Origin of the sequence: Aeromonas sp. 2692-1, assembly GCF_013085505.1 — a bacterium.
Classification (GTDB): Bacteria; Pseudomonadota; Gammaproteobacteria; order Enterobacterales; family Aeromonadaceae; genus Aeromonas; species Aeromonas hydrophila.
The window spans coordinates 64,699-79,695 of the sequence record NZ_CP038513.1 but is presented as its reverse complement, the minus strand read 5'-3'; the positions used below and the strand labels follow the sequence as shown (position 1 = coordinate 79,695).

The following is a 14,997-nucleotide window of genomic DNA, read 5'->3' as shown; positions in this document are numbered from 1 at the left end:
CTACCACGCTCGACGCCAGCCTGGGGGCGGTCAATTCCTCCCCGCCGTCAGGCACCTGGCGGGTTGATGAGAAACACCACAGCGCCGCGATAGGCCGCCGAATCGGCCAGCCTGCTCTCCCACGTTGGATCCCACTCGCCTCCCTGCACCAGCCCCACCTTGAAGGGCAGGGTCAGCCGCGTCAGCGCCTGCAGGTAGCGGGCGTAGCCAGGCTCGGTGCGGCGGCCGCGATAGGTCTGTACCACCAGCTCGTCGACCACGCCGGCGAGGGCGTTGAGGGTGGCGACGTCGCCGGTGCGGGTCCAGTCCAGCAGGCCGGTGATGCTGATGGCGCAGTCGGCGGGCAGCTGGCGACGGAGCTGGCGCAGGAAGTCGCCATAGTCCGCCAGCCGGTGGGTGCGGGCATCAAAATCGATCTGGACGCCGCGCACCTCATTGCCCTTGCGCTGCCAGGCCGCCAGCTGGTTGGTCAGGTTCTTGAGCAGGGCCTCATCCCAGTCGAGCCGCTCCACCCGATAGGCGAGCCAGAGCTCCTTTACCGGCAGCTTGCTCGGCGCTATGCCCTGCCCCTGAAAGCGCACGGGCTGGCGCGCATCGAGCGGGCCTATCTCCCCCTGATGCAGATAGAGCCGCTCCGCCTGTTGCAGCACCGGCTGGGGCCTGACCCCGGCCCACAGCCAGAACTGGCGGTAGTGGCTCGCCTCGACGGCGGCGCTGGTCTCGGCACCCAGCAGCGCCAGCATCACCAGTAATATTTGAGCTGCTTGGCCCACTGGCTCGTTCCGTACTGGCGTTTGAGGGTGTTGAACCAGCCCTTGCGCTGGCTGAGGGGGATCTCCTGGCTGCCGCAGCTGTTGTTGCCGCTCGGGGCGTAACAGTTGATGGCGCGGTAGAGGGCGTAGGCCTTCTCCTCCTTGGCGGCCTTGGGGTTGGCGATCACCTGTTGATACCAGTCGAGCCGGCTGCGCTGCTGGCCGGCAAACAGATCCCGGCTGCCCGCCAGGGTGTCGGCCCCCGGCCGCTGCAGAAGCGGATCCCAGTCCAGCCCCTGGCTCAGGAAAAACTCGCCGAGGCAGTTGAGCGCCTTGGGGGAGTTGGGGTTGTCCGCCAGGGTGGTGACCACCGCCGTGAGGGCCTGGCACTGATACTCCTGGCTTCCTTGCCAGTCGAACGGGGCGGCCAGCGGGGCCAGCGCCAGATCCTGCAGGAAGCCCTGGTAGTCGCCGTGGGTCAACTGCTTGTAGCGCAGGGTGTGGCCGGCGCGCTGGCGCAGGGTGTCGGAGGCCTGCTCATCCTGCACCATGCGGCGCAGCAGCGGGGCCGGCGCCACGTACTCCAGCAGGGGAATGCGGTAGTGATCGCTCTGGATGGGGCTCTCCTTGGCGAACACCTGCTCCAGCCGACCGGCCCGCTCCAGGGTCATGGCCAGCGCCAGCTGCAGCAGCTGATCCTGCAAGGGGGTGGGCTGGCTGGCGAGCAGGGCGCGCCACTGCTGCTCCGCCTCGGGCAGCGCCTGACTGGCCGCCAGCGCCATGCCTTTGAGCACCTGCTGGCTGAAGGCCAGGTTGTCGAGTGGCCCCTTGCCGAGGGCGGGAGCGGCGGCGATGACGGCGGCATAATCCTTGGCGAGATAGTAGCGCTCGGCCTGCTGCAGATAGGCGAGCCAGGCCGGGTTGCTGGCAAACTGAGCGGTCTGTTGCGCGAGCTCGCCGCTTTGCAGCGGTTGCCACTCGTCCCAGCTCTCGTGCAACCGCAGCCGGCGCAGATCCTGCACCAGGGTCAGCTGCGGCATGGCGGCTGAGCCGGTGAAGCCGGGCTGCATCAGCAGCTTGAGGTCTATTTCGTTGAGCAGCACCGGGTTGCCCGGCTGGCGGCTCGCCTGCTGGAACAGGCTGGCCAGCGCCGCCTCATCCCCCTTGAACCAGGCGAGCCGGCGCAGCAGCCCGTTGGCGGAGTCGAGATAGCGCCCCTCTGGGTAGCGACTGCGATAGTCGGCGATGAACTGCTCGGCGCGCTGCACGGCGGCCTGGTCAATCTGGTTGCGATCCAGGGTGCCCCAGTCATCGAAGGCGCTTTGCTGGGACTGGTTGAGGGCGACCCGGATCCGCATGTAATCCGCCGTCTCTTTCAGCCAGGGCTGATCCTGTCCGGCGAGGGCGGCAAACAGCGCATCGGCCTGGGCGAACTCCCCCTGATAGAAGAGTCGGCTGGCGGCCAGGTAGTCGGCAAAGCCCTGGCCGGCGGCTGACAGCGGTGTGGACTTGTCCTCCGGCGTCGTGGCCGTTTCGACCTGCTGGGCGCACTGGCCCAGCATGGCCAACCGCTGGCGGGCCAGCTGGCTGCGCTCGTCGGCGCCAAGGGCCGGGGTGTCGACCAGCGCCTGCAGGAAGGCTTCGGCCGCGATGGGATTGTTGCTGATGCAGCGCCCCTCGCTCCAGCCGGCGGCCCGCTCCAGGGCGGCCTGGGTGGTGCTCTGCTCGATGCCGAGACCGGCGGCCAGCGCCAGCAGGGGATCCGGCACGGCGGGGGCCGGCTCGGCCTGGGTCGGGTTGAGCAGGGCCGGGTTGAGCAGATCCTCGATGGCGAAGGGCAGCGGCAGCGGCGCCTTGGGCAGCGAGAAGGCCTGCTCATCGGCCAGCAGCAGCGCCAGGTTGGTGCGGGTGTCGTTGTCGGGGGAGAGGAACGGCAGCCCGTTCAGATGGCACTGGGCGGCGGTCAGTTGCAGGGTGAGCGGCGTCTCGCAGCCATCCGGGCCGCAGGCCAGGGCGGGCAGGCTGCACAGGGCCAGCCACAGGGGAGTCAGTTTCATGGGCGCTTCCAGCAGGAGTCGGGATGCTGGCACGCTACAAGATGCCTTCACCCCTTTCAACTGACCATAGGGGCAGGTCGGCCGGCGGCGGGCCTACTGCAGGCCGGGCCCGTTGGCCGAGAAGGGGCAGTCGCGCTGCTGGATCAGTTGCTCCCCCGAGCCTGCCGCCCCCTGCCAGTGCAGGGCCAGCTGGCCGAGGCGGCCCAGGTGGCGCAGCTCGAATTCGTAGCGCAGGCAGGGCTCGGCGAGGGGCAGGCTGGCCATGCCGGCCGGCAGCCGGTAGTCGTAGCGCAGCAGGGGGCCGTCTGTCAGCGTGCTGCGGCTGGGCAGCAGTCCTTCCGCCGTGGGGACGGGGGCGCTCAGCCGGCGGCGCAGGCTGAGGGGGGCGTCGATCGCCTTCTGGTAGTGCAGGCCGTTCATGGCCGCCAGCTCCTCCTCCAGCCGTTGCAACTCCCCCTCCAGCCCGCTCAGCGCGGCCCCCAGCTGTTGATGAACGGGGGCGGCGCAGCCCCCCAGCAGCAGGGTGAGAAGCAACAAGGGGGCGCGGGTCGGGTGCATGGGCTCTCCTTTGAGCGCACGGATGGGCTGGGCCGGGGCTGACTATAGCAGGGTATTGGTGGGCGGCGCGGCGCGCAGCAGGCTGGCGAGCCGCTCCAGCCCCTCGGCGACGCGGGCGTCGGTGGCCGGCTGGCTCAGGCTCAGCCGCACGCCCTGCGGGGCGGCGAACTGGCCGGCGGCGAAGTGTTCCCCGCTGGCCACGCCGACGTCAAGGGCGTTGGCGGCTTCGGCGAACTCCTGGCTGCGCCAGGGTTCCGGCAGCGGCAGCCAGGCGTGCATGGAGCCCGCTTGCCAGCAGGCCCCCGGCAGCAGGTGGCGCAGCAGCTCGCCGCGACGTGCCAGGATCTGCCGCTGCTGCTCTACAAGAGGCATGATCTGGCGCTGGCTCACCAGCTTGCAGGCCAGTTCGATGAGCAGCGGGCTCACCATCCAGCTCGACAGTCGCATCGCCTGGGCGAAGGCGCCGCGCAGGGCCGGCGGGGTCAGCACGAAGCCGACCCGCAGGCCGCCACAGGCGATTTTGGCCAGGCTGCCCAGATAGATGACCCGCTCCGGCGCCAGATTGACCAGCGGTGTCACCGGTTGCTGGGGCAGCAGGCCGTTGACGTCATCCTCGATGATCAGCAGGTCGTGGTGACGGGCGATGGCGACGATGGCCTCGCGCCGCGCCAGGCTCATGGTGGCGGTGGTGGGATTTTGCAGGGTGGGGGTGAGGTAGAGCAGCTTGGCGCGGCGGGTGCGGCAGGCCGCCTCCAGCGCGTCGGGCAGCAGCCCCTCTGCGTCCATCGCCAGCCCCACCACCTGATTTTTCAGCTGACGGGCGTTGCCCAGCATGCCGGGGTAGCTGAGCCCTTCGCAGAACAGGGTCTCCCCCACGCAGCTGGTGGCCAGCAAGGAGAGCATGATGCCGTGCTGGGCGCCGTGGCTGAACAGCAGATACTCCTCGCTGCCCGCCACCCCCTGCTCGGCCAGCCAGTCGATGAACAGCTGGCGCTGGCTCGGCTGGCCCGCCTCCTTGTCATAACCGAGCAGGGCGTTGAGATCCCCGTCCGCCACTTCCGCCAGCATGGGGCGGATGATGGCGGCCCGATCCAGCTGCACCGGCAGGTTCTGCCACAATTCGATGCGGTGTCCCTCCTCCTTGCGGATCACCCAGGCGTTGGCCGGATCCTCATGATCCCCTTTGACCCAGGTGCCGTGCCCCACCCGGGCGGCCAGCAGCCCGCGCCGCTCCGCCTCGCCATACGCGCGGGTGACGGTGCCGACGGTGACCCCCAGTTTGTCCGCCAGCGCCCTGTGGGTGGGCAGCCGGGTCTCGGGCGGCAGGGAGCCGTCCTGAATGGCCTGCTCGATGGCCTTCACCAGTTTGAGGTAGAGGGGGCCGGCGAAGGGGGTGAGGTCCGGGGTCCAGATTGTCATGGTGACAATAAATCCATTGATCGAAATGTATCGGCAATATAGCGTGATTTTGAACCCGATAACAACCAAAAGTGGCACATTGTATCGATACAATGTGCGCAGTTCAGGAGTACAAAGATGACGATCGAATGGTATGCCACTCTGTTTGGCTTTGCGTTGCTCACCTGTGGCACGCCGGGTCCCAACAACCTCATGCTGACCGCCTCCGGCGCCAACTTCGGGGTGCGTCGCACCCTGCCCCATCTGATCGGTGTCGTGGTGGGGCAACCCGTCCTGCAACTGGTGCTGGCGCTGGGGCTCTACCCCCTGTTCGAGCGTTGGCCGCTGCTCAAGCTGAGCTTGCAGGTGCTGGGCAGCCTCTATTTGTTGTGGCTGGCGTGGCGCATCGCGGTGGCCGGTGCCCCCGGTGATCCGGAACGACGTTCACGCCCGCTGACCCTGCTGGAGGGGCTGGGCTTTCAGTTTCTCAACCCCAAGGCCTGGATGATGGGGATCTCCGCCATCAGTCTGTTCAGTCTGCCGGGCAGTGCTTACTGGCCGAGTCTGTGGGGCATCATGGCCGTCTTCCCCATGGCGGGATTGCCAGTCTGCTTTGCCTGGGTGCTGTTCGGTCATCAGCTCAGCCGCTGGATCAACTCTGACAGAGGCTGGCGCCGGCTCAACGGCAGCCTGGGGGCGCTGACCGCGCTCTGCGTGGTGATGCTCTGGTACTGAGTGCTGCCAGAGGCCGCATAAAGATGCGAAGAAAGTGCATCTGCGGCCTTGTCTGACGGGCACCGGCTCTGCATATTAGAAGGCTTGTCGCCGAGTCGGCGCCCTGCATCATCAAGAGGTTGAGATGGATCTGAACTGGTTGCTTCCCCTGGCGGGCTTTGCCCTCATCACTTGCGGCACGCCGGGCCCCAACAACATGCTGCTCACCAGCGCCGGTGCGGCCCAGGGCTTTCGCCGCAGCGTGCCCCTGCTGGTGGGCGTGGTGGGGGGGATCAACCTGATGATCCTGGCCACGGCGCTGGGGCTGGGGGTGATGTTCGAGCAGCTGCCACTGCTGCACGACGGGCTCAAGCTCATCGGTTCGGCCTACCTGCTCTGGCTGGCCTGGAAGGTGGCGACCGCCAGCGGCCCGGCCGAGGGCAACCGGCCGCTGATCCCGGCCCATCAGGGGGCCATGCTGCAACTGCTCAACCCCAAGGCGTGGATGATGGCGCTCTCCGCCATCAGCGGCTTCACCCTGGCGGGGGAGGCCTACTGGCCCTCCGCCATCTGGGTGCTCGGCATCTTCTTCGTGACCGGCCTCTATACCGGGGCCTTCTGGGTGCTGTTCGGTGCCCAGGTGCGCCGCCTCATCCGCACCGCCAGAGGCTGGCGTCGTTTCAATCTCGGCATGGGGGTCGCCACGGCGGCCTGCGTGCTGATGATCTGGATTTAGTCCGGGCCTGCGCCCGGGCCTTTACCGGCTGTCTTGTTGGCCCTGCGGGGCCTTTTTTATTCACAGGGCGGCGCGATGACGCGCGCCGCTCCCTGTTCGGTGTACACAATCCGTTTACACAAGGAGGTCCCATGAAATGTATCGGTCTGCTGGGTGGCATGAGCTGGGAGTCCACCGTCAGTTACTATCAGGCGCTCAACCGGGGCGTGCGCGAGCGGCTCGGAGGCCTGCACTCGGCGCGGGTGCTGCTGAGCAGCGTCGACTTTGCCGAGATAGAGCGGCTGCAGCACATCGGGGACTGGCCCGCCACCGCCCGTCTGCTGGCGGCCGAGGCGCGGGCCATCCAGGCCGGCGGCGCCGACTTTCTGCTGATCGGTACCAACACCATGCACAAGGTGGCGCCCGAGATCGAGGCCGCCATCGACATCCCGCTGCTCCATATCGCCGATGCCACCGCGCGTCAGCTGCAAGCGGACGGGATCCAAAGGGTCGGCCTGCTCGGCACCCGCTTCACCATGGAGCAGGATTTCTACAAGGGGCGCTTGCAGGAGAAGTTCGGGCTGGAGGTGCTGGTGCCTGATACGGCTCAGCGGGAGCGGGTGCACCGCATCATCTATGACGAGCTGTGCCTCGGCGACATTCGCGAGGCATCGCGGGCCGAGTACCTGGCCATCATCAGCGCGCTGGCCGACGCGGGAGCCCAGGCGGTGATCCTCGGCTGCACCGAGATAGCCCTGCTGGTGGGGGAGGCCGAGGCCGCGGTGCCGCTGTACGATACCACCACGATCCACGCCGAGGCGGCAGTCACTCTGGCGCTGGCTTGACGACAGGGGCCTGCTGGCAAGCGGATAAGCCAGAAATTGTCCGGCTGCCGGCTCGGCAGGGCTTGACCTTGCCGCAGGGTTGCTGCTTAGGCTGAAGGTCCGCTTTGGCCAACGAGGAACGACTCATGCAGCGCCGCGATTTTCTCAAATTCTCCACCGCCGTCGGTATCGCCGGCGCCCTGCCCTGGTGGGGGCGGGCGGTTGCCGCCGAGCGGCCAGCCCTGCCGATTCCTGCGCTGCTGGAAGCGGACGCCAGCGGCGTGTTCCAGCTCAGAGCCCAGCCAGGCCAGATGCAGTGGCGACGCCAGCCGACTCATAGCTGGGGCTACAACGGCAACCTGCTCGGCCCCACTTTGCGTGCCCGTCAGGGGCAGGCGGTGCGAGTCCGGGTCGCCAACCAGCTGGCGGAGACCACTACTGTGCACTGGCACGGGCTGGAGGTGCCCGGCACTGCCGATGGCGGCCCGCAGGCCAGCATTCCTTCCGGCAAAGAGTGGCAGGCGGCGTTTCGCATCGAGCAGCCGGCGGCTACCTGCTGGTATCACCCCCATACCCACGGTCAGACCGGCCATCAGGTGGCCATGGGGCTGGCCGGGCTCTTCATCCTCGACGACGAGGAGAGCCTGCGGCTGCCGCTGCCCCAGCGCTGGGGGTGGACGACATCCCGCTGGTGCTGCAGGACAAGCGGCTCGATGGGCGGGGTCAGGTGGACTACCAGCTGGACGTGATGAGCGCGGCGGTCGGCTGGTTCGGCGATCTGATGCTGACCAACGGCGCCGTTTATCCGACCCACGACGCTCCCCGTGGCTGGCTGCGGTTGCGGCTGCTCAACGGCTGCAATGCCCGCTCTCTCAAGTTGGCGGCCAGTGACGGCCGCCCCTTGTATGTGATCGGCAGCGATGGCGGCCTGCTGGCGGAGCCGGTGGCGCTGAGCGAGCTGGCGCTGCTGCCGGGGGAGCGCTTCGAGGTGATGGTGGATGCCCGCAATGGCAAGGCGCTCGACCTGCTCACCCTGCCGGTACGCCAGATGGGGATGACCCTGGCGCCGTTCGATGCGGCCCTGCCGCTGCTGCGGATCCGGCCCTCCCTGATTGAGGGCAAGGGACGCTTGCCGGACAGCCTGGCCCGGCTGCCGGCGCTGCCCGCCACTCAAGGCTTGCCGAGCCGCACCCTGACCCTGTCGATGGATCCCGAGCTGGATCGGCAGGGGATGCAGGCGCTGATGAGCCGCTACGGCCACGGCGCCATGGCGGGCATGAGCATGGCCCACGGCGATACGGGCGCCATGGCCGGGATGAAGATGGACGGGCAGGGCGACGGGATGGCGGGGATGGATCATGGCGACATGGCCATGCCAGCGGGCGAGATGCAGCACGACACCATGGCGGGGATGCAGGAGGACAAGGGCAGTGCCAAGCCGCTGGATCTGCACGGCGGCAACCGCATCAACGGCCAGGCCTTCGCCATGAACGACCCGCAGTTTGCGGTCAAGCGCGGCCGTACCGAGCGCTGGATCATCTCGGGGGAGGGGGACATGATGCTGCACCCCTTCCATATTCACGGCACCCGCTTCCGGATCCTGAGCGAGAACGGTCAGCCGGTGGCCCCGCATCGCGCCGGCTGGAAGGACATCGTCAAGGTGGAGGGCGGGCGCAGCGAGGTGCTGGTGCGTTTCGATCACGCGGCGCCCAAGGAGCGGGCCTACATGGCCCACTGCCATCTGCTGGAGCACGAGGATACCGGCATGATGCTTTCGTTCACGGTGGAAGAGTAAAAAGAATGGCCCGAACGGGGCCATTTGTTCATTTCACTGGTCAGATCTCACTATCTACGCACGCCACATACCCCTCGGCATAAAAGCGTGTAAAATTGCGCCCTGAATTTTCCGGCCAGCGCGCGCTGGCCGCGACTCCTTACCTGCAAGGCTGACACTGTGACTGAAGTAGATAGATTCGCGGACATTCGCCCCTACCGCGATGAGGAAGTGCCGGCAGCCATCGAACGGCTGATCCGGGATGATGAATTTGTCGGCGCCATCGCCAAGTATCGTTTCGGCTCCCTGATGAGCTGGCTGGGCTGGGCCATCCGCCCGCTGATCCGCCAGTTCCTGCGCTACAAGTGGTCCAAGGTGACCACCATCCATCAGGTGCAGATGGGGGTGACCCGCTACATGAGCCGGATGATCGCCACCTCCACCCAGGGGGTGACCTTCTCCGGGCTCGAGCATCTGAAGAAGGAGCAGGGCTACCTGTTCGTCTCCAACCACAGGGACATCGCCATGGATCCGGCGTTCGTCAACTGGGGGCTGCACACCCACGGTTTCGATACCGTGCGCATTGCCATCGGCGACAACCTGCTGCGCAAACCCTGCGCCACCGAGCTGATGAAGCTCAACAAGAGCTTCATCGTCAAGCGCTCCGCCAAGGGGCCGCGGGAGATGATGAAGGCGCTCGGCGAGCTGTCGGCCTACATCGGCCAGTCGGTGCACGAAGGCCACTCCATCTGGATCGCCCAGAAGGAAGGGCGCGCCAAGAACGGCGATGACAAGACAGATCCGGCCATCCTCAAGATGTTCTACGTGGACGGCAAGAAGCAGAAGATCGAGTTCGTCGACTACATGCGCAGCCTCAATATCGTGCCGGTCAGCATCAGCTACGAGCTGGATCCTACCGACAAGGCCAAGGCGCGCGAGCTGTACGAGAAGTCGGTCAACGGCAGCTACGAGAAGGGCGAGTTCGAGGACATCGAGAGCATCGTCGCCGGCATCGTCGGCCAGAAGGGGCGGGTTCATGTCTCCTTCGGCGCCCCCATCACCGAGGGCTTCAGCGATCCGGATGAGCTGGCCGCGCTCATCGACAAGGCGATCTGGGGCAACTACCGCCTCTTCCCGGGCAACTACCTGGCTGCAGATGTGGCAGGCCACGCCAACACCATCGAGCAGGCTGCCTTCCTGAGCCGTCAGTCGGAGGTGCCGGAAGAGCACAAGGCCATCTGGCGCGCCATGTACGCCAAGCCGGTGGAGAACGCCGGCAAGGCTTGAATGAAACCGGTTGCGTGAAAAAAACGGGAGCAGATGCTCCCGTTTTTGCGTCTGGTCAAAGTCGACGGTGCTGGAGTAGTGAATAATATTGTTTCAGCTGGTACGATCACTGGGCGAACGCGCTTGCGCCTCTTGGCAAGCCGCGGATGAGTGTGTAACAGTGCACTCATCCCGCTTGATACGAGCAAATGCTCTATCTCTGTCTGCACGGATTGCAGGCGGTGTGACACAAGGACCTCAACAGGGTCCTTTTTCATTTTGCGGCTAAGATGTCGCCTGAATACACCTAAGGAAGCGCCATGATCACCGGCAGTCTGAACACCCTGCAGCGCACGCCGCTGCCCGCCCCGCTGGACCGCATCATGGTCGAGGTGGTGCAAAGCGTCGAACAGTGGCTGCAGGCGCCGCTCGGCAAGCAGGAGATCGACGGCCTCACGCTGTTCTGCCTGGTGAGCGAAGAGCTGACCGAGCCGGCCGCGGATCGCCGTGGCGAGTTCCATCAGCAGTATCTGGACATCCAGCTGCTGCTGCGTGGTGAAGAGTGGATCGGGGTCGGGCCCCATGGCTATGTTGCCGAAGGCGCCGATCATCCCCATCCCGACCTCTGGTTCGTCGAGGACGAACAGACCAGTTATCTGGCGTTGCAGCCCGGCGACTTCGCCATCTTCTGGCCGGGAGAACTGCATCGCCCCCTCTGCACCCCCAACCAGCCGGCTCAGGTGAAGAAGCTGGTGGTCAAGGTGCACCGGGATCTGCTGGCCGGCCTGTGACCGATGGCGCAGCCTGGCTGAGACGAGTGCCCGGAATCATCCGGATTTGCACTTAACATATTGAAAAATTGGGCGCACTTTCCTGCGACCATAAGCCCCCGGCAGGGGAATCCCATCCACTTTGGATGACACGACACTGTCGGCATAAAGCCGAAGCACAGGAAGATGTAGAACATGAGCAAGTTGGTATTGATCCTTAACTGCGGTAGCTCTTCCCTGAAATTTGCCGTAATGGACGCCGAAACAGGTGAGGACATGCTGTCCGGCCTGGCCGAATGCTTCAATCTGGATGATGCACGTATCAAATGGAAACTCCACGGGGTCAAGGGCGAAGCCATGCTGGGCGCGGGCGCTGCGCACCAGGAGGCCCTCGACCACATCGTGGGTCACATCTTGCCGCAGGATCCGACCCTGGCCGAGCAGCTGGTGGCCATCGGTCACCGCATCGTGCACGGTGGCGAGCAGTTCTCCCGTTCCGTTCGCATCGATGACGGCGTGATTGCCGGCATCGAAGCCGCCATTCCGTTCGCCCCCCTGCACAACCCGGCGCACCTGATCGGCATCCGTGCCGCGCTGAAGGTGTTCCCGGCGCTGGCTGAGAAGAACGTGGCCGTGTTCGACACCGCCTTCCATCAGACCCTGCCACAGGAAGCCTACCTCTACGCGCTGCCCTACAAGCTCTACAAAGAGAACGGCATCCGTCGTTACGGCGCTCACGGCACCTCCCACCGCTTCATCGCGGAAGAGACCGCCAAGGCGCTGGGCAAGCCGCTCTCCGAGCTCAACATCATCAACTGCCACCTGGGTAACGGCGCCTCCGTCTGCGCCATCCGTGGCGGCGAATCCGTCGACACCTCCATGGGCCTGACCCCGCTGGAAGGGCTGGCGATGGGCACCCGCTCCGGCGACATAGACCCCGCTGTAGTCTTCTTCATGCACGACCAGCTCGGTTACAGCGTGGAGCAGATCAATCACACCCTGACCCGCGAGTCCGGCCTGCTGGGCATGACCGAGGCGAGCAGCGACTGCCGTTACGTCACCACCAACTACGCCACCGACGCCGGTGCCAAGCGTGCGCTGGACGTGTTCACCTACCGGGTGGCCAAGTATGTCGGTGCCTACGCTGCCGCCATGGATGGTCGTCTGGACGCCCTGGTGTTCACCGGTGGTATCGGTGAAAACGCCGCCATGGTGCGCGAGATGGTGCTGGCCCGTCTGGCCCTGTTCGGCTTCAAGATCGACAAGGAAGCCAACAACGCCGCGGTGCTGGGCGGTGAAGGCCCCATCACGGCCGAAGGCAGCCGCCTGGCGCTGGTGATGCCCACCAACGAAGAGCTGGTCATCGCCCGCGATGCCCTGAGCCTGGTCGGCTAACGTCCCTCGCTCCCAGACAACGCCCGGCCCCTGCCGGGCGTTGTCGTTTGTGGCGGCCGTGGCGCCGGCTGTCATTTGACATGGGGTGGCAGATACGTACCCTGACCGCAGTTTCACGCACAGGAGGATGGGATGAAGGAGATGTTTTTTCGCTGGCTGGCCGGGCTCGGGCTGGAGGTAACCGGCATGATGGGGCTGGTGATCGCTCTGGGCTTTATCGTGCTCACCTCGCTGTTGCTGCACATGCTGCTGCACCGGGTACTGCTGGTGCGGCTGGTGGGGGTGCTGGGCAAGACCAAGCAGGTGTGGCTGCCGCCCCAGCTGCAACAGCGGCTGTTCTACCGGCTAGCCTTCGTGCTGCAGGGGGCCGTGCTGCTCGGCCAGGCCGAGATCTGGCTGCCGCGCAACTCCGACAGCCTGCAACTGATCGAGATGGTGGCCCAGCTCTGGATCCTGCTGTTCTTGCTGCTCTCCCTGTTTGCCCTGCTCGACTGCATGCTGTCGGTGAGCCGCTACACCCGGCTCGGGCGGGATCTGCCCCTGCGCGGCATCTTCCAGGGGGTGAAGCTGGTGGGCAGCATCCTGGTGGGGATCCTGATGATCGCCCTGCTGCTCGGCAAGTCGCCGCTGTTCCTGTTCAGCGGTCTGGGTGCCATGACCGCGGTGTTGATGTTGGTGTTCAAGGATCCCATCCTCGGGCTGGTGGCCGGCATTCAGCTCTCCGCCAACCGGATGCTGAGCGTCGGTGACTGGCTGCAGATGGACAAGTACGGCGCCGATGGCGAGGTGACCGACATCGGTCTCACCACGGTCAAGGTGTCGAACTGGGACAAGACCATCACCACCATCCCCACCTATGCCCTCATCTCGGACTCCTTCAAGAACTGGCAGGGGATGACAGAATCGGGTGGTCGGCGCATCAAGCGCAGCGTCAACATCGACATGACCAGCGTGCGCTTCCTGACGGCGGACGAGCAGCTGCAGCTCAAGCAGGCCCAGCTGCTGGCGCCCTATCTGAGCCGCAAGGAGCAGGAGCTGAGCGCCTACAACCAGCAGCTGAGCGACGCCATCAGCTGCCCCATCAACGGTCGTCACCTCACCAACCTCGGCACCCTGCGCGCCTATCTGGACGCCTACCTGCGCGCCCACCCCGGCATTCGCAAGGACATGACCCTGATGGTGCGCCAGCTGGCACCGACCTCGGACGGCCTGCCGCTGGAGATCTACTGCTTCACGGCGACCACCGCCTGGGCCGATTACGAAGGGATCCAGGCCGACATTTTCGACCACATATTTGCCATCATTGAGCAATTTCATCTGCGGTTGCACCAATCTCCCACAGGTTACGATATGCGCGCCTGGCAAAAGGGATAAACCACTGACTGGCAGGGGCTGGCGGCGGATAAAAAAAGCGATATTAATCGCCGACCCGCCGCCACTTGTCAGTTGAAATTTGCCCGGCAGAGGAGAAAAATGGCGGCCTTCTCTTCGCCCCCCGGATCGCCCGCCGCTCCCGGGTCAGCCCAGAGTCTTGAACCACGTCATCCATTACAGGAAAGTTATGAAGCTCCTCCACACTACTGCGGCCGCGCTGTGCTGCAGCCTCCTCTTGGGCGCCGCGCCTGCGCTCGCTGTTGAATACGCCCTGCCTGCGGCCAACAGCCGCCTGGTGGGTGAAAATCTGGAATACGTGGTCCCGGCCGAAGAAAACGGCCAGCCGCTGGAGGCCGCCGCCGCCAAATTCCAGCTGGGGCTGACCAACATGCTGGAGGCCAACCCCAAGGCGGATCCCCTGCTGCTGCAGACCGGCGAGAAGCTGATCGTGCCGCACCAGCTGATCCTGCCGGATGCGCCCCGTGAAGGCATCGTGCTGAACGTGGCCGAGATGCGCCTCTACTACTACCCGAAAGGCAAGAAGGTGGTGGAAGTGCTGCCCATCGGCATCGGCCAGCTCGGTACCGACACCCCGGAAAACTGGGTGACCAGCGTGCAGCGCAAGAAGGCGGGCCCGACCTGGACCCCGACCGCCAAGATGCATGCCGAATATGCCGCCCGTGGCGAGAGCCTGCCGGCAGTGTGGCCGGCTGGCCCGGACAACCCCATGGGGCTGTTCGCGCTCTACATCGGCAAGATGTACGCCATCCACGGCACCAACGCCCAGTTCGGCATCGGCCTGCGGGTGAGCCACGGCTGCGTGCGCCTGCGCAACGACGACATCGAGTACCTGTTCAAGAAGGTACCGGTCGGTACCCGCGTGCAGTTCGTCAACCAGCCGATCAAGGCCAGTGTCGAGCCGGATGGCCGCCGCTACCTGGAAGTGCATCAGCCGCTCTCCCGCAATCAGGAGGAGTTCAACTCCAGCCTGCCTGCGCCGCTGCCGATGACCCCGGCGGTGACCCGCTTCATTGCCCACGCCGACAGCGACTCCCAGCTGGTCAAGCAGGCGCTGGAGCAGCGCAGCGGCATGCCGATCGCGATCAATCGCTGATTGGTGCTTGCCGACATGGCCCCGACCTCTGGTCGGGGCTTTTTTTTTTGCGGCCGTGGCGGGGCTCTGCCACTGATCGTGCCCGGCGGATAAGCAGTTGCTGCGTCAGGATAAAATCTGGCGGAACGGGGCAACGCTGGTCTGTTGGTTAAAGATGAAACGTTTATATTGTGTTTTCTGTTTGTTAAAAAAGGTTGAGGTCATGGGATCTGCTGATTAAGCTAGGGCGGTTTTTTAAGGAAGAGCCCGTCGTCAGAACGGGTACACACGTCACATAACGGAGTTT

General features: G+C 65.5%; 12 protein-coding genes and 1 pseudogene. 9 read left to right on the top strand and 4 right to left on the bottom strand.

What is annotated here, in order from left to right; genetic code table 11:
- Positions 1-47: 47 nt before the first annotated feature.
- The 4 genes from E5E97_RS00395 to E5E97_RS00380 all read right to left on the bottom strand — a co-directional run bounded on the left by E5E97_RS00395 (position 48) and on the right by E5E97_RS00380 (position 4,786).
- A complete protein-coding gene (locus tag E5E97_RS00395; RefSeq protein WP_171279692.1) occupies positions 48-773 on the bottom strand; it encodes a DUF3142 domain-containing protein in 726 nt (241 codons plus the stop codon).
- Positions 743-2,809, bottom strand: a complete 2,067-nt coding sequence (locus E5E97_RS00390) for a hypothetical protein (RefSeq protein WP_171279691.1) — start codon at positions 2,807-2,809, stop codon at positions 743-745. The genes E5E97_RS00395 and E5E97_RS00390 overlap by 31 nt, the downstream gene beginning before the upstream one ends.
- A gap of 93 nt (positions 2,810-2,902) precedes the next feature.
- Positions 2,903-3,367 (bottom strand): hypothetical protein, encoded by a 465-nt coding sequence (locus E5E97_RS00385; protein ID WP_171279690.1) that lies wholly within the window; start codon positions 3,365-3,367, stop codon positions 2,903-2,905.
- Positions 3,368-3,409: 42 nt separating this feature from the next.
- The gene (locus E5E97_RS00380) at positions 3,410-4,786 is read right to left on the bottom strand and encodes a PLP-dependent aminotransferase family protein (RefSeq protein ID WP_171279689.1); all 1,377 of its coding nucleotides are present in this window, start codon (positions 4,784-4,786) and stop codon (positions 3,410-3,412) included.
- Between the two features lie 117 nt (positions 4,787-4,903).
- Between E5E97_RS00380 and E5E97_RS00375 the strand changes: the two genes are divergently transcribed.
- From E5E97_RS00375 to E5E97_RS00335, 9 genes and pseudogenes are all read left to right on the top strand, one after another.
- Positions 4,904-5,500 (top strand): LysE family translocator, encoded by a 597-nt coding sequence (locus E5E97_RS00375; protein WP_016351932.1) that lies wholly within the window; start codon positions 4,904-4,906, stop codon positions 5,498-5,500.
- Between the two features lie 124 nt (positions 5,501-5,624).
- On the top strand, positions 5,625-6,215 hold the full coding sequence (locus tag E5E97_RS00370) for a LysE family translocator (protein WP_017411093.1): 591 nt from the start codon (positions 5,625-5,627) through the stop codon (positions 6,213-6,215).
- Positions 6,216-6,346: 131 nt separating this feature from the next.
- Positions 6,347-7,039, top strand: a complete 693-nt coding sequence (locus E5E97_RS00365) for an aspartate/glutamate racemase family protein (RefSeq protein WP_171279688.1) — start codon at positions 6,347-6,349, stop codon at positions 7,037-7,039.
- A gap of 125 nt (positions 7,040-7,164) precedes the next feature.
- A pseudogene (cueO, locus tag E5E97_RS00360) lies at positions 7,165-8,813 on the top strand (multicopper oxidase CueO).
- 159 nt (positions 8,814-8,972) lie between these two features.
- Entirely contained in the window at positions 8,973-10,079 is a 1,107-nt protein-coding gene (locus E5E97_RS00355; RefSeq protein WP_171279687.1) for a 1-acyl-sn-glycerol-3-phosphate acyltransferase, read from the top strand.
- 299 nt (positions 10,080-10,378) lie between these two features.
- Positions 10,379-10,849 carry a YhcH/YjgK/YiaL family protein gene (locus E5E97_RS00350; RefSeq protein ID WP_011707329.1) on the top strand — a complete coding sequence of 157 codons (471 nt, stop codon included), beginning with the start codon at positions 10,379-10,381 and terminating at the stop codon, positions 10,847-10,849.
- A gap of 174 nt (positions 10,850-11,023) precedes the next feature.
- On the top strand, positions 11,024-12,223 hold the full coding sequence (locus E5E97_RS00345) for an acetate kinase (protein ID WP_024945799.1): 1,200 nt from the start codon (positions 11,024-11,026) through the stop codon (positions 12,221-12,223).
- A gap of 132 nt (positions 12,224-12,355) precedes the next feature.
- A complete protein-coding gene (locus E5E97_RS00340) occupies positions 12,356-13,597 on the top strand; it encodes a mechanosensitive ion channel family protein (protein ID WP_011707327.1) in 1,242 nt (413 codons plus the stop codon).
- 187 nt (positions 13,598-13,784) lie between these two features.
- Positions 13,785-14,711 carry a L,D-transpeptidase family protein gene (locus E5E97_RS00335; protein ID WP_016351926.1) on the top strand — a complete coding sequence of 309 codons (927 nt, stop codon included), beginning with the start codon at positions 13,785-13,787 and terminating at the stop codon, positions 14,709-14,711.
- Positions 14,712-14,997: the final 286 nt, after the last annotated feature.